This is a genomic window from Candidatus Nanopelagicales bacterium, assembly GCA_041393815.1.
GTDB lineage: Bacteria > Actinomycetota > Actinomycetes > S36-B12 > JAWKJK01 > JAWKJK01.
In genome coordinates this window covers 124,459-143,169 of record JAWKJK010000003.1, presented here as the reverse complement: position 1 = coordinate 143,169, position 18,711 = coordinate 124,459, and the positions used below count along the sequence as shown (strand labels likewise).

The 18,711-nt window shown below is 72.5% G+C and carries 14 protein-coding genes; 8 read left to right on the top strand and 6 right to left on the bottom strand.

Features of this window, described 5'->3' with window-relative positions; translation table 11 throughout:
* Window positions 1–14: 14 nt before the first annotated feature.
* Both R2737_10280 and R2737_10275 read right to left on the bottom strand, forming a co-directional pair.
* Window positions 15–191 carry a hypothetical protein gene (locus R2737_10280; protein MEZ5116643.1) on the bottom strand — a complete coding sequence of 59 codons (177 nt, stop codon included), beginning with the start codon at window positions 189–191 and terminating at the stop codon, window positions 15–17.
* Entirely contained in the window at window positions 188–832 is a 645-nt protein-coding gene (locus R2737_10275; GenBank protein MEZ5116642.1) for an alpha/beta hydrolase, read from the bottom strand. The genes R2737_10280 and R2737_10275 overlap by 4 nt, the downstream gene beginning before the upstream one ends.
* A gap of 134 nt (window positions 833–966) precedes the next feature.
* Between R2737_10275 and R2737_10270 the strand changes: the two genes are divergently transcribed.
* Complete coding sequence (locus R2737_10270; GenBank protein ID MEZ5116641.1) at window positions 967–1,233, top strand: hypothetical protein; 267 nt, start codon at window positions 967–969, stop codon at window positions 1,231–1,233.
* Between the two features lie 46 nt (window positions 1,234–1,279).
* Here the strand turns inward: R2737_10270 and R2737_10265 are convergent, their stop codons facing one another.
* Both R2737_10265 and R2737_10260 read right to left on the bottom strand, forming a co-directional pair.
* The gene (locus tag R2737_10265; GenBank protein MEZ5116640.1) at window positions 1,280–4,477 is read right to left on the bottom strand and encodes an EAL domain-containing protein; all 3,198 of its coding nucleotides are present in this window, start codon (window positions 4,475–4,477) and stop codon (window positions 1,280–1,282) included.
* Between the two features lie 6 nt (window positions 4,478–4,483).
* Entirely contained in the window at window positions 4,484–5,506 is a 1,023-nt protein-coding gene (locus R2737_10260) for an amidohydrolase family protein (protein ID MEZ5116639.1), read from the bottom strand.
* A 126-nt stretch (window positions 5,507–5,632) separates the two neighbouring features.
* Here R2737_10260 and R2737_10255 point away from each other — a divergent pair, with 126 nt between their 5' ends.
* Genes R2737_10255 through R2737_10230 form a run of 6 tightly spaced genes read left to right on the top strand, consistent with a single transcriptional unit; the run spans window position 5,633 to window position 14,148 of the window.
* Window positions 5,633–7,126 (top strand): pyridoxal-phosphate dependent enzyme, encoded by a 1,494-nt coding sequence (locus tag R2737_10255; protein MEZ5116638.1) that lies wholly within the window; start codon window positions 5,633–5,635, stop codon window positions 7,124–7,126.
* A complete protein-coding gene (locus R2737_10250) occupies window positions 7,123–8,520 on the top strand; it encodes a PLP-dependent lyase/thiolase (GenBank protein ID MEZ5116637.1) in 1,398 nt (465 codons plus the stop codon). The genes R2737_10255 and R2737_10250 overlap by 4 nt, the downstream gene beginning before the upstream one ends.
* Window positions 8,520–9,473 (top strand): aspartate carbamoyltransferase, encoded by a 954-nt coding sequence (gene pyrB / locus R2737_10245; protein ID MEZ5116636.1) that lies wholly within the window; start codon window positions 8,520–8,522, stop codon window positions 9,471–9,473. The genes R2737_10250 and pyrB overlap by 1 nt, the downstream gene beginning before the upstream one ends.
* Before the next feature lie 9 nt (window positions 9,474–9,482).
* A complete protein-coding gene (locus R2737_10240; protein MEZ5116635.1) occupies window positions 9,483–10,460 on the top strand; it encodes an ornithine carbamoyltransferase in 978 nt (325 codons plus the stop codon).
* 49 nt (window positions 10,461–10,509) lie between these two features.
* Window positions 10,510–13,110 (top strand): selenium-dependent xanthine dehydrogenase, encoded by a 2,601-nt coding sequence (gene xdh / locus R2737_10235; protein MEZ5116634.1) that lies wholly within the window; start codon window positions 10,510–10,512, stop codon window positions 13,108–13,110.
* A 27-nt stretch (window positions 13,111–13,137) separates the two neighbouring features.
* Entirely contained in the window at window positions 13,138–14,148 is a 1,011-nt protein-coding gene (locus R2737_10230; protein MEZ5116633.1) for an LLM class flavin-dependent oxidoreductase, read from the top strand.
* Window positions 14,149–14,288: 140 nt separating this feature from the next.
* Here the strand turns inward: R2737_10230 and R2737_10225 are convergent, their stop codons facing one another.
* Window positions 14,289–15,701 carry a DUF6777 domain-containing protein gene (locus R2737_10225; protein MEZ5116632.1) on the bottom strand — a complete coding sequence of 471 codons (1,413 nt, stop codon included), beginning with the start codon at window positions 15,699–15,701 and terminating at the stop codon, window positions 14,289–14,291.
* 87 nt (window positions 15,702–15,788) lie between these two features.
* Window positions 15,789–17,288 (bottom strand): hypothetical protein, encoded by a 1,500-nt coding sequence (locus R2737_10220; protein MEZ5116631.1) that lies wholly within the window; start codon window positions 17,286–17,288, stop codon window positions 15,789–15,791.
* Window positions 17,289–17,588: 300 nt separating this feature from the next.
* On the opposite strand from R2737_10220, the gene R2737_10215 reads away from it, so the two are divergent.
* Entirely contained in the window at window positions 17,589–18,596 is a 1,008-nt protein-coding gene (locus R2737_10215) for a hypothetical protein (protein MEZ5116630.1), read from the top strand.
* The last annotated feature ends 115 nt before the right edge of the window (window positions 18,597–18,711 follow it).

Below are 18,711 nucleotides of genomic sequence, written 5' to 3'. Positions count from 1 at the left end.
TGGCCGAGCGCCTCCTACCCCCGCAGGAAGTCGACCAGTGAGGCGACGAGGTCCTTCGGCGCGCGGGCGACCGCGTCGTGCCCCAGCTTCGGGATGACCTCCACACTGGCCGCGGGCATGACGGCGGCCAGCGCGCGGGCGGACGGCAGGTAGTAGTCCGGGCTGCGGGCACCGACGTAGAAGCGCGTCACCGCGCCGACCGACGCCCACTGCTCGGCGGGTCCGTCGCCGGCCATCGCGAGGCGGGATTCGCGGGCACCGTCCCGATCAGCCGGACCATGGTGCGCCCGGGCGGGGTCACCCGGATGGCCCGGACCGCCGCGCGAGCCACCGGGTCCGGCAGGTCCGGTCCGGGGTTGCGCAGACCCCGTGCGGCGACCACCAGGGCGCCCACGGCATCACCGGCGTCGACCAGGCGCTCGAACTCGTCCAGGTAGTCGTGCGGGAAGCTGCCGTCGACGCTGACGGTCGGGTCGAACAGGGCGACCCGCTCCACCCCCGGGACGTCCCGCGCCGCGGCCAGGGCGAAGTAGCCGCCGACGCTGTGGCCGACCAGTCGTGCTGACCCGGTCTGCTCCATCACCGACCCGATGTCGCCGACCTCGGTGGCCAGTCCGTAGTCGGCAGGTCGGGCCGCGCTCGCGCCCCGGCCGCGCCGATTGACCCGGTGCACGATGAAGTACGGCGCCAGCCGGTCCGCCAGGCGCCCGTAGGTGTGTGCGTCGGTTCCCCCGCCCGGTACCACCACGACACCCGGCCCCGACCCCGACGAGACGACCTCGATCGGTCCCCCGTCGACATCGCTGGTCATCTGGTGCACGGCCGGGTCCATGAGCGGCAGCCTGGGTCCGGGGGCCGGACCGACAGGACAGCGAACGTACGGCCCGCCCGGGCCGGTCCGTCGGGGACGATGGGGCCTCGCGGCAGTGGCTGCCCGGTCGCGTAAGGCCGAACGGAGAACGCACGGTGGACATGATCGTGACGTACGTGGACCCGGTGCTGCGCTTCTCGCTGGAGGCCGACCGCCATAGCGGACGGACGTTCGTCGGGATCGAGGTCCGCAACACGACCGTCGAGTACACCGAGTGGTACGAGGTCGACCGGGTGACGTTCGCCCGGTTCGAGGCCGACCCCACCCGGGCCCACGACATGGTGCGCCGGGCCCAACGGCGCGAGCTGGACCACCTCCTCCTGCTGCCGCCGGGCGACGACCGGGGACTCGCCGACGCATGATTGCGATGGCCGTGACCCGCTCGCACCGGCCGCTCGGTTGGGGGGATCAGGGATCCGCTGGCGCGCCAGCCCCCGGGGCGGACTGCTCCGGCGACGGCGCTGGTCGACCGAACAGCCAGCCTTGTGCCTTCCGCCAACCCTGACCCAGCAGGATGTTCGCCTGCTGGCGCGTCTCCACCCCCTCGGCCACCGTGTCGATGTCCAGGCTCGCCGAGAGCGCGGCCAGTGCCCCGGCGAGCTGGCGGCTGCGGTGTCCGGTGGGGGCGTCCAGGGTGAAGGACCGGTCCAGCTTGAGGCCGCCGATCGGCAGGTCGCGGAGGTGGCTGACGGAGGAGTAGCCGGTGCCGAAGTCGTCCACGTACCAACGGATCCCGGCGTCGGCCAGGGCATGGATGGACTCGGTGACGGCGGCGTTCATGGTGAGCAGGGTGGTCTCGGTGACCTCCAGGTGCAGCCGGGCCGGGTCGGCACCCCGGTCGGCGAGCCGCTCCAGCACCTGCTTGTCGAACCCGGGCTGGGCCAGGGTCGCGGCCGACACGTTCACCGACACCGACAGCGGGACGGGCAGGTCGGCCAGGGTCACGGCAGCCTGGTCCAGGATCGCCAGGTCCAGGTCCCGGACCAGGCCGGTAGCCTCGGCGACGTCCATGAAGTCCCGCGGCAGCAGAACCGTGTCGTCGGATCGCGTCCACCGTGCCAGGGCCTCGTAGCCCGACACCTCTCGGGTGAGCAGGTCCACGATGGGCTGGAACCAGGGGACGAACTCGTGTCCCCGAAGCCCCTCGCGGATCCCGGACTCCACGGCCAGCCGCTCCCGGGCCGCCACGGCCAGGTCCGGGTCCGCGTACACGGTCTGGTCGCGGCCGGACGCCTTCGCCTTCCGCAGCGCCAGCGTGGCGTCACGCAGCAGCCGTTCGGCGTCGTCGGTCGATGACGCGAGGGCGATGCCCACGCTGACGGTGGGATCCACGACCTGGCCGCCTACAGCGACCGGGCCGCGTACTCCGCGATGCAGCGCCTCCGCCACGGCGGCCGCCTGCAGCGAGGTGGCCGGTTCCGGGATCAGGACGAAGAACTCGTTGCCCGACCCGCGACCGACCCGGTCCGGGTCGCCGACCGCGACGACCATCCGGGTCACGACCGCCGCGATCACCAGGTCGCCGGCCGAGTGGCCCAGTCCGCTGACCACGTCGCCGAGGGCGTCGATCGCAACCGACAGCACCGCGAGGGACGACCTCGGTCGCGCGCGAAGCGCCTCCAGCTGCTCGCGGAGCCTGACGACGACCACCTCTCGGCCGGCGAGGCCGGTGAGGGGGTCGTGGCCGAGGACGTGCTCGAGCTCGGTCCGGGTGGCAACCTCGTCCTGCACGTCCCGGAGGGCCACCACGCGGCCGCGCCCGGCGTCAGCCGGCACCGACCGGGACACGACCGACATCCACCGCCACCCGCCGTCCCCGGTGGCGATCCGGTACTGCCCCGCCGTGGACTGGCCGGCGACCCGCCGCTCCGCGTCGAGGCCAGCACGCACCCGGTCGTCGGGATGGACCAGGTCGTCGCCCCGGCCGATCAGGTCGTCCGGCTCCCAGCCCAGGACGCGCCGGACCGACTCCGAGACCCAGGAGATGAGGCCGTCACCGCCCCGCAACCACACGACGTCGGATGCGTTCTCGGCGAGCAGCCGGTACCGCGCCTCGGACTCGGCGATCCTCCGTTCGGCGGCGACCCGGTCGGTGACGTCGCGGAAAGTAAGGCTGATCGCGTCGCCGACCTTGACCCCGCGCATGTCGAACAACCGGACCTCGCCACCGGCAGCCTCGTCCGCGTACGGGAAGGCGTCGAGCACGAGTGGCTCGCCGGTCTCGACGACGCGCGCGTACATGTCCACCATGCCGGCCGCCTCCTGTCCCGGAGTGGCCGCCAGCAGCCGCTTCCCCACCAGCGTGTCGCCCAGCGCCCGCGTGTGCGCATCGGCGGCCCGGTTCGCGTCGACGTGCAGGAAGTCGACGATCTGGCCGTCCTCGTCGCGGATCGCCTCCAGCAGCACGTGGGGGTCGAGCATGGCGTCCATCGCGGCACGCAGCCTCGTCCGGCCGGCCGCCGCCGCCACCTCCGCCTCGATCTGCGAGGTCACGTCCCGGAACCCACTGACGTGCTGGACCATGCGGCCCTCGGCGTCGTCGACACCACGGGTCATCCGGCTGATCCAGCGGTAGGAGCCGTCCTTGCAGCGCAGTCGGTAGCGAGTCTCGAAGGCCTCGCCGGACTCGAACCTCGGGCGGTCGGCAGCGGCGCGGGCGACGTCGTCGGGATGCAGGAGGTCCCAGGCCGGACGACCGATGAGCTCCTCGGGGGTCCACCCGAGCACCCGGGTGACGGAGTCGGAGATCCACTCGACCACCCCGTCGGCGTCGGAGAGGCCGACGAAGTCGGAGGAGTTCTCCACCAGCAGTCGGTTGCGCGCCTCCGAGTCGGCCAGCGCGCTGACGGCCTCCTCGCGGACGAACTCGGCGAGCGTCTCGTCGGTGACGTCGAGGACCGTCCCGAGCATGCGCACCGCGGTGCCGTCGGGCAGCCTCGTGACGGCACCCCGCTCACGCATGTAGCGGATGGACCCGTCGGGGCGCACGACCCGGTGCCGCACGTCGTAGTCCTCGACGCCCTCGACCGCGGCTGCCACGCGCCGTTCGAGCTCGGCCCGGTCGTCGGGGTGGACGCGCTCCAGGAAGCCCTGGTACGTGGCGGGGAACTCCTGCGGCTCGAGCCCGAAGATCCGGTAGACCTCGTCCGACCACCACAGGTGGCCGGTGTCGATGTGCCAGTCCCAGGCACCCATCCGGCCGATCCGCTCGGCGGCGCGGAGGATGTCGCGCTCGCGCCAGGTGACCTCGCCGTCGGGATCCGCGTCCTGCGTGGGCTGCAGCTGCGTCACCCAGCCCACCAGGTCGTCGTCGACGACCATCGGGGTCCGCGACACCGAGCACCACCGCGGCTGCCCCTGCGCGTCGACCAGGCGCACCTGGGCCCGCGTGGCTCGCCGGCCCTCGGTGTCGTCGAGGAGCACCCGCGACAGCCGGTCCCGGTCGTGCTCGGCCAGCACCAGCAGCCACCCGTCCCCGGTGGACGGGGCCCGTGCGCCGAGGAGCACCCGCCAGGCGGCACTGGTGGCCAGGACCTCGCCCGTGGGCGCAGACACCTGCAGGGCGACGTCCACGCCCTGCAGCAGCGCGCTCGCGAGCCGGTCCACGTGGCCCTACAGCCGCGCGTGCAGGCGTGCGGCCTGCTCCCGCGCCTTGGCCCGCACCTCGTCGACGTCCACCCGGGTGGGGCGGCCGTCGGCCAGCACCACCTCACCGTCCACGGTGACCGACCGGGGCATGATCCCGGGGGTGAAGGCGATGTGCCAGGGGTCCATCGGGTCGTAGGACCACACCACTTCGTCGTCGCGGGCCTCGGGGACGAGGTCCCAGCCGTTGGCCAGCCACGACCAGGCGGTGTCGGGGCCGCAGGTGACGTCGACCGATCGCTGCAGCACGTACGCGAGCCGGAACGCCTCCAGGACGTTGCCGCCGATGCCGTCGGTGCCGAGGACCACCGGGTTGGCGAACCGGGCCGGGTCGGCGTAGCCGACGGCGTTGTTCAGGTTCGACATCGGGTTGTGCACGATCGTGCCCCGCAGCGAGTGCTGCGTCGGCAGGTGGACGCAGTGCGCCATCAGCCAGTCGTCGCGGGTGAGTCCGTCCAGTCTCCCGGGGGCTGCAGCATCCCCGACGCCCTCGCACACGTGCACGTGCACGCCGACGCCGAGATCCGCGGCCAGCCCCGCGGCGGCCTCCAGCGACTCGTCGGTGCAGGTGAACGCCGCGTGGATGCCGACCAGGCCCCGGCCGCCGGCGCGCAGGAAGCGCTCGTTCTCCGCCAGCCCGCGCCGGGCGCCCTCCGGGCCGTGCCGGTCGGTGATCCCGTACGCGAGCACGCTGCGCACACCCACCTCGGCACAGGCCTCGGCGATCACGTCCAGGCTTCCCTCGATGGCGTTCGGCGACTCGTGGTGGTCGACGATCGCGGTGGTGCCGTTCTCCAGGGCCTCGACGGCACCCAGCATGGCCGACCACCGGATCATCTCCAGGTCCAGCGCCGTGTCCAGCCGCCACCAGATCTGCTCGAGGATCTGCTGGAAGTCCGTGGGGACCACCGGCGGCGCGGGCATGCCCCGGGCCAGGGCGGAGTACAGGTGGTGGTGCGCGCACACGAGGCCGGGCGTGGTGGCGGTCACATCCCCCATCGTGCCCCTCCGGTGGTCCCGACGCCGGGTGACCACCGACCCTTCCCGCGGGGACCGCGGTCCCTGAATGCTGGCGGCGACCTGAACCCCGACGCCTGATCCAGGCAGGAGCCCGGCATGACGGCAGTGCTGCCCGACCAGCCCACCGACCGCACCGCGTACGAGCGCACCGTCCGCCGCTTCCACGACACCGGGACCGTCCTGCCGACGTTCGCCCAGTTGGCGGACCCCTCGACGCTGCCTGCAGCGGCCGTCGCCGGGCTCACCGGGGTGGACCCCGACGCCGCGGACCCGCGCAACCTGTTCCGGGTGCACTGGCACAACGGCGCCGACCGGCGGGGCACCGTCCCCGTGCCGCAGCACGTGGTCCTGACCCGCGAGCTCACCGGCGTGGACGCGCCGATCGTTGTGGCGCTCGGGGATCGCTTCCCGATGATCGGCGCGCACAAGGTGCTCGCCGCGTACGCCTGCCTGGTGCCTCGGCTGGTCACCGGCGAGTTCGACCCGACCACCCAGCGCGCGGTCTGGCCGTCGACGGGCAACTACTGCCGCGGCGGCGTCGCCATCTCCCGGATCCTGGGCTGCCGCGGCGTAGCGGTGCTGCCGGAGGGGATGAGCAAGGAGCGCTTCTCCTGGCTGGAGAGGTGGGTCGCGGACCCCGCCGACATCATCCGGACCCCGGGCACGGAGTCCAACGTCAAGGAGATCTACGACGCCTGCGCCGAGCTCGAACGCGACCCCGACAACGTCATCCTCAACCAGTTCTCCGAGTATGGGAACCACCTGGTGCACTGGGCGGTCACCGGACCGGCGCTGGAGCGGGTGGTGGAGTCGCTGGCTGCGGAGCACCCCGGCCTGCGGCCCGCGGCGTTCGTGTCCGCGACCGGCTCTGCGGGCACGATCGGCGCCGGTGACTGGCTCAAGGACCGCCACGGCACCCGCATCGTCGCAGTGGAGGCCTTGGAGTGCCCGACGATGCTGCGCAACGGGTTCGGGGAGCACAACATCCAGGGGATCGGCGACAAGCACATCCCGCTGATCCACAACGTGATGAACACCGACCTGGTGGTCGCCGTCTCCGACCGCGCGACGGACCGGCTGCTGGTGCTACTCAACAGTGATGCCGGTCGTGCGTACCTCGCCGGCCGAGGCGTGCCGTCGGAGGTCATCGAGGCCCTGCCCTCGTTCGGCATCTCCTCCATCTGCAACGTGGTGGCGGCGATCAAGACGGCCAAGCAGCTCGACCTCGGGCCCGACGACGCGGTCGTGACCGTGGCCACGGACGGGGCCGCGCTGTACGAGACCGAGGTGGACAAGGTCCTCGCGCGGGACTTCCCGCACGGCTTCGGGCCGGTGGAGGCGGCAGAGGTGTTCGGTCGCTACGTGCTGGGCGCCGGCACGGACGACCTGCTGCAGCTCACGGCCGACGAGCAGGGACGGGTGTTCAACCTCGGCTACTTCACCTGGGTCGAGCAGCAGGGGGTCCCGTTCGCCGACTTCGTCGCCCGCCGCGAGCAGGCGTTCTGGCGCGGCCTGCGCGCCAGCGTCCCGGCCTGGGACGAGGCCATTGTGGAGATGAACGCGCGCGCCGGGGTCGAGGAGCGTGCGTGAGCGGAGGGCCTGAGACGGGCAGGGGGCTGGCGACCGCGCTGGAATGCTCGGCGTGCGGGTTCCGGCTGCCCGACGACGCCCCGCTTGCGCTGTCGTGCCCGGCCGCCCGTCCCGGCGATGACGTCGACCACCTGCTGCTCCGGGTGATGGGTCCCCAGGCCGCGTCGGTCACAGAGGGGGAGGCGGACGACGACCCGAACCCGTTCGTGCGGTGGCGGTCCCGGTTCCACGCCTACTACCGCGCACGGGCGGCCGGATGGAGTGACGAGCGGTACGTGGACCTGGTGCGGCGGCTGGACGCGGCCGTCGCCGCGGTGGACGGCGGCGGCTTCCGGGTGACCCCGTTCGCACGCAGCGACGCGCTGTCCGACGCCCTCGGGTTCTCCCCCACCGCCGGGGTGTGGGTCAAGGACGAGACCGGGAACGTGTCGGGGTCGCACAAGGCCCGGCACCTGTTCGGGACCCTGCTGGAGCTCGAGGTCGAGGCCGCCCTCGGCGCCGAGGACGCCGACAGGGCGCCGCAACTCGCGATCGCCTCGTGCGGCAACGCGGCGCTGGCCGCCGCCGTGGTCGCACGTGCCGCGAAGCGCCCCCTGCGGGTGTTCATCCCCCCGGACGCGGACCCGGTGGTCGTCGCGCGGCTGGACGCCCTCGGGGCGCAGTGCCGGGTCTGCCCGCGGGAGCCGGGGGTCCCGGGTGACCCCACCTACCTCGCCCTGCTGGACGCGGTGGCCGAGGGCGCGGTGCCCTTCACCTGCCAGGGCAACCTCAACGGGCTGGCAATCGAGGGGGGCGAGACGCTCGGCTGGGAACTGGCCGGGGCTGTCAGCGGACCCGGGGGGCCCGAGCGCCTCGACCACGTCGTCGTGCAGGTCGGCGGCGGCGCGCTGCTGTCGTCCGTCGCCCGAGGCCTGCGCACGGACCTGGCCGACCCGCCCGCGATCCACGCCGTGCAGCCCGCGTCGGTGCACCCGCTGGCCCGGGCCTTCGAACGGGTGCGAGCCCGCGTGGCGCTCGGCGAGCCACCGGACGAGGTCCTGCGGGACGCGGCGACGCACCGGTCGTCCTTCATGTGGCCCTGGGAGCGCGAGCCGCACAGCGTGGCCCACGGGATCCTCGACGACGAGACCTACGACTGGCGTGCCTGCGTCGAGGCGATGCTGGCCACGGGCGGCGGGCCGCTGGTCGTCTCGGAGCAGCTACTGGGCCGTGCCCACGATCTCGCCCACGCCACCACCGGCATCGACGCCGACCACACCGGGACGGCGGGCCTGGCCGGCCTGCTGGACCTCCTCGACTTCCGCGCGGTCCGTCCGGACGACACTGTCGCGGTGCTGTTCACCGGCGCCACCCGGCGCCCGCAACCCACACATCTGACGAGCGGAGCACACTGATGCGCAGCTTCCTGGGCCGGGACATCCTGTCCCTGAAGGACTTCAGCCGGGACGAGTTCACCCGCGTCTTCCAGGTCGCGGACGACCTGGCCCCGATCGCCCGGGACCGGCGCAACACCGACCTGCTGAAGGACAAGACGCTGCTGACCGCGTTCTACCAGCCGAGCACCCGCACCCGGCTGTCCACCGAGGCCGCCATGCACCGGCTCGGCGGCGCCGTCCTCGGCTTCGCCGACTCCAAGATGACGCGGGCCGGCGACTTCTACCAGGAGTCCATCAAGGACACGTTCCACATGCTGGAGTACTACGGCGACGTCATCGCCATCCGGCACTTCCAGCAGGGCGCGCCGCACGAGGCGGCCCGCTGGTCGTCCGTACCGATCATCAACTGCGGCGACGGCTGGGGCGAGCACCCCACGCAGGTGCTCACCGACCTCTACACGATCCGGAACGAGATGGGCTCGCTCGACGGGCTCACCTTCGTCCTCGTCGGCGACATGCGCATGCGCACGATGCACTCGATCCTCTACGCGCTGTCCCAGTACGACACCGAGGCGATCGTGGTCGGGCCGCCCGAGATGTCGCTGCTCCCCGAGTTCAAGGCCGAGCTGGACGAGCTGAACGTGGCGTACCGGGAGGCCGACGACGTCCGCGACGTCATCGCCGAGGCCGACGTCATCTACATGGAGCCGGTCGTGCAGGCCGACTACACCGCGTCCCGCGTGGAGCGCGAGGGTGACACCGGCCTGACCCCGGCACAGTACGTGGTGACCCGTGACCTGCTGCGCCAGAAGGCGAAGCGGTCGTCGATCATCCTGCACTCGCTGCCCCGCATGGACGAGCTCCCCTCCGACGTGGACGCGACCCGGCACCAGCGATACTGGGTGGAGGCCTTCAACGGCGTCGTCATGCGGATGTCGCTGCTGTCGCTCGTGCTCGGCGCGGTCGAGTAGGGCTCGGCGATGCAGACCGACCTGCGCGGACGCGACCTGATCTCGCTGCAGGAGTGGACCAAGGAGGAGGTCGACTCCGTCCTGGAGGTGGCCGCCCAGCTCAAGCGGGAGCGTGCCCTCGGCATCCCGCACCCGCTGCTGCGCGACAAGGTGCTCGCGATGCTGTTCTTCTTCTCCTCGACCAGGACCCGGGCGTCCTTCGAGGCCGGAATGGCCCAGCTGGGCGGGCACGCGCAGTTCATCGAGAGCCGGACCACCCAGATCTCCCACGGTGACACGGCGAAGGAGATCGGCGAGATCCTCGGCCGCTACAACGACGGCCTCGCCATCCGCAACGTCGACTGGGGCCTGGGCAACACCTACATCCGCGAGGTCGCCGAGGCCAGCCGGGTCCCGGTGCTGAACATGCAGTGCGACCTGTACCACCCGCACCAGTCGCTGGCGGACCTGCTGACGATCCACGAGAAGAAGGGGAACCCGCGCGGTCGCACCATCGCCATCAGCTGGGCGTACGCAGCCAGCTACCAGAAGCCGATCAGCGTCCCGGTCGACCTGTCCCTGCTGACCACGCGGTACGGCATGAACGTCCGCCTGGTGCACCCGCCGGAGTTCCGGCTGCCGCAGGACATCGTCGACCAGGCCGCGGAGAACGCCCGCAGGTCCGGCGGGTCGTTCGAGCTGATGGACGACTTCGACGCGGGGATGCGCGACGCCGACGTGGTCTACGCCAAGAGCTGGGGCGCGCTGCTCACGACGACGGACGAGGCGGAGGGTGCGGCGATCGCGCAGCGCTACACCGACTGGATCGCGGACGAGCGCCGGATCGACCTGGCTGCCGAGGACGCGATCTACATGCACCCGCTGCCCGCCGACCGCGGCATCGAGGTCGCGGATGCGGTCATCGACGGCCCGCACTCGGTCGTCTACGACGAGGCGGAGAACCGGCTGCACGCACAGAAGGCGGTGATGGCCCTCACGATGCGCTGACCGGGCCTAGGGTCGGTGACGTGGGGCACCGCTGCGGAAGGGGGACCCCATGGAGTTCGTGCTGAACGGGACACCGGTGACGGTGGACGTGCCGGACGCCGCGTCGCTGCTCACCGTCCTGCGCGAGGGCTGCGGAGTGACGTCGGCCAAGGACGGCTGCGCACCTGAGGGCTCGTGCGGTGCGTGCACGGTCCTGGTCGAGGGCAAGGCGGTGGTGTCGTGCGCCCAGCCGGCGGCCCGGTTCGCGGGGCGCGAGGTCACCACCCAGGAGGGGCTCGGCGAGGACGTCCGGGAGCTGTGGGCCCGGTGCTTCCAGGCCGCCGGCGCGTCCCAGTGCGGGTTCTGCTCCCCCGGCATCCTGATGAAGTCCGAGGCGCTGCTGGCCAAGAACCCCGATCCCACCCGGGACCAGGTGGCCGCCGGACTGTCGGGCAACCTGTGCCGCTGCACCGGGTACGTCAAGGTCGTCGACGCGGTGCTGCTGGCCGCACGGGCCAGGCACGGAGAGCCGCTGGCCGAGGTGGACCGCAGCGGCCGGGTCGGCAGCCGGACCGGCCGCTACCAGGGACGTGAGCTCGCCCTGGGCGACAAGCCCTACGTCAACGACATGACGATGCCCGGGATGCTGCACGGGGCAGTGCGGTTCTCCGACCACCCCCGCGCCCGGGTGCTGAGCATCGACACCGCCCGGGCCGCACAGCATCCCGGTGTCGTCGCGGTTCTGACCGCGGCGGACGTACCCGGTGACCGGCAGCAGGGCGAGATCATCCCGGACTGGACCCAGCTGGTGGCGGTCGGCGAGACGACGCGCTACGTCGGCGACGTGCTCGCGGTCGTGGCCGCCGAGACACGTCAGGCCGCGCGGGAGGCCGCCGCGCTGGTCGACGTGGAGTACGAGGTGCTCGAGCCGGTCGTCACCACGGACCAGGCGCTCGCCGCGGGGGCACCGAAGCTGCACGACGGCTCCCCCGGCAACGTGCTGTCCGTGTCCGAGGTGCACCGCGGCGACGTCGACGCTGCGTTGGCGCGGGCGGCGCACGTTGTCAGCGACACGTACACCACGCAGCGGATCGAGCACGCCTTCCTCGAGCCGGAGTCGTCGCTGGCGTACCCGACGGACGACGGCGGCATCCACTTCTACACGCAGGGACAAGGGATCTGGAGCGACCGCAAGCAGGTCGCGGGGCTGCTGGGCCTGCCGCACGAGTTGGTGCGTGCGACGCTGGTCAGCAACGGCGGGGCCTTCGGCGCGAAGGAGGACCTCAACGTCCAGGGCCACGCGGCGCTGCTGGCCCAGCGCACCGGCCGGCCGGTCCGCCTCACCCTCAGTCGCGAGGAGAGCCTGCGATTCCACGTGAAGCGGCACCCGCTGACGATGGAGTACACCGTCGGCTGCGACGCCGAGGGCCACCTGCTGGCTCTGCGGGCGCGGATCGTCGGGGACACCGGTGCGTACGCCAGCGTCGGCATGGCCGTGCTCGAGCGGGCCGCCGGGCACGCCTGCGGCGTCTACAAGTTCGACGCGGTCGACATCGTCGCGCGGGCCGTCTACACCAACAACGTGCCCTGCGGTGCGATGCGCGGGTTCGGCGTGAACCAGACGGCCTTCGCGCTCGAGGGCATCGTCGACCGGCTCGCCGAGAAGGTCGGGCTGGACCGCTGGACGATGCGCTGGATCAACGCCGTCGACGTCGGCGACACGTTCGGCACCGGGCAGGTCCTCGGCCCGGGGGTCGGCATCAAGCAGACGTTGCTGGCCGTGAAGGACGCCTTCCTCGGGGCCCGCTACGCCGGGATCGGCTGCGCGGTGAAGAACACCGGCATCGGCAACGGCCTGGTGGACGCTGCCCGGGCGGTGCTGCGGCCGGAGGCCGACGGGTCGGTGACGCTGTTCCACTGCTGGACCGAGATGGGCCAGGGCGTGCACACGGTGCTGGCTCAGATGGTCTGCGAGGAGCTCCGGCTCACCGCCGACCGGGTGCAGGTGGTCGTGGACACCGAGCGGGACCTCGGGACCGGCCAGACGACGGCCTCGCGAGGGACGGTCCTGGGCGGCGGCGCCGTGCTGGATGCCGCGGCCAAGGTCCGGGCCGCCCTGGCGGGGGGCGGCACCCTGGCCGACCTGGCGGGGCGGGAGTTCCCCGGGGAGATGGTGGTCGACTGGACCACCCCCAACACCCGGCCTCCGGAGGAGCGGGTCACCCACTTCGCGTACGGCTGGGCCACCCAGGTCGTCATCCTGGACGATGACGGCCGGATCGCGAAGGTGGTCGCCGCACACGACGTCGGCCGGGTCATCAACCCGCTGCTGCTCGAGGGCCAGATCGAAGGCGCGGTGCACATGGGGCTGGGGTTCGCGCTGTCCGAGGAGTACGTGGTCGAGGACGCCGTCCCGGTGACCACCACGCTCAAGTCCCTCCACCTGGTGCCCCCGACCGGGATGCCGGAGGTGGAGTGCGTCTTCGTCGAGGTCCCGCAGCCGGAGGGCCCGTACGGCGCGAAGGGGGTCGGCGAGATCGGGCTGGTGCCGACCGCCGCAGCCGTCGCCGGCGCCCTGCAGTCGTACGACGGCCGGTGGCGCACGTCGCTGCCGATGCGGGACTCCCCCGCGGCCCTGGCGGCCGTACCGAAACTGGCACGCGCACGATGACAGCCCATCCCGAAGGGGGCGTGTGACATGGCGGTGACGAGCGAAGGCCGGATGGCCCTGTACCTGCAGGACAAGCACCCGATCCGCGACGGCATGCGGTACGTCCAGATGGCCGAGGAGCGCGGCTTCGAGGCGGTGTGGCAGGCCGAGAGCCGACTCGTCCGCGAGGCGACCGTGCCGATGGCCGCGTACGCCGCGGTCACGTCGCAGATCAAGGTCGGGTCGGGCGTCATCCCGATCTGGACCCGCAACGTCGGCCTGCTGGCGGCGACGTTCTCCACCCTGGACGACCTCGCGCCGGGCCGGGTGATGATGGGGTTGGGCGCCTGGTGGGAGCCGCTGGCGACCAAGGTGGGCGTGCACCGGCACAAGGCGCTGCGGGCGATGCGCGAGACGGTGGAGTCGGCGCGGCGGCTGCTGGCCATGGAGCGCGTGATGTTCGAGGGCGAGTTCGTGCACCTCGACGACGTCGAGATCGACATCGTGCACGGGGACCGCTCGCCCAAGGACGTGCCGATCTACGTCGGCGCGACCGGGATGCAGATGATGGAGCTCGCCGGGGAGATCGGCGACGGCGTGCTGCTGAACTACATGGTGTCGCCGGACTACAACGCCGAGGCGATGGCGGCGCTGGCCCGGGGCGCGGCGAAGGCGGGGCGCTCGGTCGAGGACATCGACCGGCCGCAACTGGTGGTGTGCTCGGTGGACCGGGACCGCGAGCTGGCCCTGGACCGGTCCCGCGAGCTGCTGACGCAGTACCTCGGCCAGCAGCCGCACATCATGAAGGCCAGCGGTGTCGACCCGGCCCTGATCGAGGAGATCGGCAAGATCCTCACCTGGCCGGCGGGCCCGGAGGAGATCCAGCAGGCGATGCGGCTGGTGCCCGACGACGCGGTGCAGCGGATCTCCGCCTCCGGAACGCCGGAGGAGTGCCGGGCGAAGGTGGCCGAGTACGTGGCCGCCGGCGCCACCTGCCCGATCCTCTATCCGCTGGGCGACGACGTGGAGCTGATGCTGGACACCTTCGCGGTCGCCTGAGCCGCGGGCCGCACGACGCCTCCCGGTCGCCCCGAGGCCCTTTCTGCTTGTGGTGCCGGTTGCGCGCGCTGTAGCTCGCGCAACCGGCACCACAACGGGCAGCGGGTTCCCGGGCCGTGGCCCGGGAACCCGGCCGTCCGCTACTGCCCCATGACCGCGGTCCAGATGCCGAACACCTCGACGATGCCGCGTCCGCCGGTGTCGGGTGCGACCGACCAGGTGGAGGGGTCGGAGTCGACCACGGTGTACGTGCCCGGAGGCAGCGACACGTCCGGGGTGGCGGTCCAGTACGCGTTGGGCACCCCACCCTGTCCCTCGGAGCCGGAGGCCGGCCACGGCCCGTACGTCGTGCCGTTGGCGTCCTTGAGCGCGATCGTCCCCGGCCCAGCGCCGCCGTTGAGGTAGTGGTAGGTGACGATCTTGGTGACGTAGAGGCCTTGCTCGATCGTGAACCTCGATGCCTTGGACGGTCCGTTGGAGACACCGAGGATCGACGACACCGCGTAGATGCTCTCCTCCGGCCCGGTGGGACGGCCGGTCGCCTCCGGCGACGGCGGCGCGGACGTCGTGCTGGACGGGCCCGGGCTGGACGGCACCGTGTCGCCGTCCGGCGGGGTCATGGTGTCCTCGATCCCGTCGGTGCCTGGTGGCCGGGTGAACGAGGAGCCGGTGTCGACGTCGACGACGGTGAAGCCGGGCACGATGGTGTCGTTGTCACGGACCACGGTGATGGAGGCCGGGTTCCACCCGGGCCAGATCTTCCCCGAGTAGATCGGCGTCGCGACCTCCTCCGGCGGCGGGGTGAGCGGGTTCCCGCAGTAGCAGCGGACGACCGGACGGCCCCGGTCGTTGACGAGGACCGCGGTCCCCGCCTGCAGCACCGACAGGAAGGGCGTCGCCACGCCCCCGGCGAAGCCGTGGTTGGTGACGAGCGTGTCGCTGCGCAGGAGCATCGGCGTCAGGGAGTCGACGAACGGCTCGATGTCCGCGACCCCGATGCCGAGGGTTGCCGCCCATGCCGATGCCTTGGCCGGGTCGGAGGCCAGGAAGTCGACCAGTTGCTGGGAGTCGCAGGACGAGATGGACATGGTGCCGCCGTAGAGCCCGACCTCGCCGCCGAGGACGACGGTGGGGCTCTCGACGACGACCGGGGTCACCGACTGGTCCTCGCCCACCGGCGGAGTGAACGGGTTGTCCCCGGTGTTGATCGGCACGGTCACGATGGCCGTTCCCGCCGACGCCGACGCGGCCCCGATCGGCGGTCCGGTCGTCGAGGACGAGGCCGCCGGGGCCCCCGACCCGTCCCGGCCGGCGAGCACGAACCCGACCGCGACCGCGCCCCCGACCAGCGCCAGCACCCCGAGGACGACGGCGACGATGCGCCAGGTGTCGCGGCGCTGCGGTCCGGGGGGCGGCCCCTGGCCGTAGCCCTGCGGTGGGGATCCCGGAGGCGGGCCGGGCGGGGGTCCGGGCGGTGGTCCGGGCGGGGGGCCCGGAGGCGGGCCGGGCGGGGGTCCGGGCGGTGGTCCGGGCGGTGGTCCGGCGTGGCTCATGACGCGACCTCCTTGGCCGCGGGGCCGGGTCGGGGTGGCCGACCCGGGGGTGGCCGGGTCGGGGTGGCCGACCCGGTGTTGCCAGGCCTAGTTGTTGGTCCGCGCGCCGCCGGTGGGGACGGTGCGGGCTGGCCGCTCGGTCTGCGTGCCCGGCACGGTGAGGTCCGCGTCGAACCCGACGCCGCCGTACTCCCGGACGGCCTGGTAGTAGATGTTCGCTCCCACGTGGTTCTGCAGCGACCGCCACGCCGTGATGGTGCTGGTGGTGGCCGCGACCGCGGCGAAGTACGTCCCCGCCTTGCCGATCGACCAGCCGTTCTGGCAGACGGACAGGTACTTCCTCTCCGCCGGCAGGGTCAGGTAGCGGCGGCACTGCGTACGGATGTCGGTCTGGAACTTCTTGTCGATCCGGGCCCGGTCCCAGGTGCGGAAGTCGACCAGTTTGCGGGCGAACGGGTCATAGATCGTGACGCCGGCGTAGGCGGCGTCGTGGACGTCGCACGCGGTCTTCACGAGCACCTCGTGCTTGCCCCCGTACACCCGGGTGTTGCCCATGAAGTTCTGCAGCCACAACGCGGCCTTCCCCAGCCAGCCCTCGGCGACCCCGTCGCTGCCGCAGCCGTTGGACCAGCGGCTCGCGGGGACCTTGATGGACAGCCAGGTGCAGGACGACTTGGGCGCCCCCTGGCTGCGGTTGCCCGCCTGGTCCTCCGCCCACGCGCAGAAGAAGTAGGGCCCATTGCCCTTCGGCATCGACTTCATCGTGTACGAGTACCGCCCGTTGCCGTAGAAGCCCGGGGTGTCGGCGCCACCGACCCGGGTACCGCCGGAGTACAGGGCACCGTGGACCTTGATCTTTCCCGAGTCGTCGTTGGCGTACACGGGGATGGTCACCGGGTACTTCGTGATGAACCCCGTCACCGTCGGGACCCGGACCGTCGGCTTGGTGATGTCCGTCGAGGACGACCCCGCGACGAGCGCGAGCTGCAGGGACACCGACGGCCCTCCGCACACGCCCCAGTCGTTGCAGTTGCGGCTGGAGACCGAGGCGCTGCCGTACCCGCTGATCACGCCCTCCTTGGGCGCGAAGACCGTCTTTGGCAGGGTCATCGTGATCGTCCAGGTGTGGGAGAAGGTGCCGCCACCGACCCGGTCGCCCCAGGACTCGGACTTGCTCGGGACGCCGGGGACCGACAGCCCCACGCTCTGACTGAGGTTGGTGACGTAGCCCTCGCCGATGGTGAACGAGGTGCTCCCGGTGAGCGACACGGTGCCGCCGGGACGGATGACGCCGCTGCAGTCCGGCGCCTCCGCGACGACCTCCGGCGGACAGGCCTCCGCGCCGGTCACGGTCCAGGTGATCTCGTGGCCGTCGGACTCGATGCTGCCGGACAGCGGCCGCCCCTCCCGTGGCACGGCCCGAGGGACCTCACCGGCGGGGAGCAGCAGATTGTCGTCCGCCGCGGACGTCGGGGCCGCGGACGCCGGGGCCGCACCCGAAGCCGGGGCGGCCCCGGCCGGTGGAGCGACGGCGAGCCCGACGGATGCCGCTGTGGCCAGGGCCAGGACTCCCCGTACCCACCTCATGGGTCACCTCCGCGCTCCCGCGAGGACGGCTCGACGGTCTGATCCGTGGGACCGGCGCCGTCCCCTCCACTGAAGGACCTGGGCGCGGGTGCCGGCAGGGCACAAGGTCGGCGGTCGGTCACCCGTTCGGTCGATCTCGCGGGGGTGCACACCCCCTGGGATCCAGGCGACCGACGACTCGCTTGTGGTGCCGGTTGCGTGAGCCACAGCTCACGCAACCGGCACCACAGCGCACTGTGGGCCGATCCGGGTCCGGGCGTACCCGGGGCGGCCGGAGCCGTCGGGGTGTGACACTGGGCCATGACCGCCTACGCCGTGAGCCTGCAGGGGAACTCGCTCCTGCTCGGCCCCGCCCGGATCACCTTCATGCGCACCCTGCGCATCCCCGAGACCGGGCTGCACGGCCTGCCGCCGGGGCTCGGCGCGTTCCCGCTCCGCCGGGTGGCCGACTACCCCGACACCGCTCCATCGGACTGGCTGGCACGGGGCGGGGTGATGCTCCCGATCTACCAGCGCGAGGCGATGTGGCTGGCGTTCGGCTTCGACGAGCCAGTGGCACTGCAGGTCGCCATCGGCAAGGTGTGCGCGGTGTCCGGCGAGAGCTGGACCGAGACGCTGCACCGGGATCCGCAGAACTACCTGGTCCTGCCCGGCCAGCCGTGGCTGGACGGCATCAACGCCGGCGACGGGTTCATTCGGCAGTTCGTGGCCGTACCGCTGGGCCTGGGAGCCACGGTGGAGGGCCAGGTCACCGGGCGAGAGGAGCACGGCGGCATCCAACTGCGCGCCGTCGGTCTGGGTTCCGAGGCGCTGGCGCGCTGGCGCGAGGAGGAGGCGCGCCGGGCGAAGGAGGCCGCCGAGCTCGCGTCCGCGCAGCCGGCCGCGATGTCCGTGGGCTCGGTGCCGATGCCGATGGCTGCGGCCGCCCCCGACATGGGTCTCGGTGCCGGGGGGCGGATGCGCCAGGAGGTGTACGAGGACCGGCGACCGCTGTCCGACTACGACCCGGCGCGGTCCTGGCGGGTGTTCGTGCACCTGTGCTCGGTGCCGGCATGGACGGCGATCACCGGGGAGCTGCCTCCCCCGACACCTGCGGATCGGGACGCGTACACCCGGGCGGGACTGCCCTGGTTCGACTACTTCGACGCGGACGAGAAGGACCTTCCCGCGCCGGAGACGCTCGCCCGAGTACGACCCGTGGGCGAACTGCTCGGCGGTGAGGACGGCGGGTTCGTGCCGGTGCCCGACGGCCAGGTCGTCCGGTACGGGGACCCCCGCACCGACGGGGTCGCCGACGGCGACTGGTAGCCCGACGGCGACCGGGGAGGCCGCCCGACAGTTCGGCGGGCGCAATGGTCGCCCCGCCCACGTTTCCCGTAGCCGTTCCGCGACCCGCGTCAGACCGCTCCGGGCCCGACGGAAG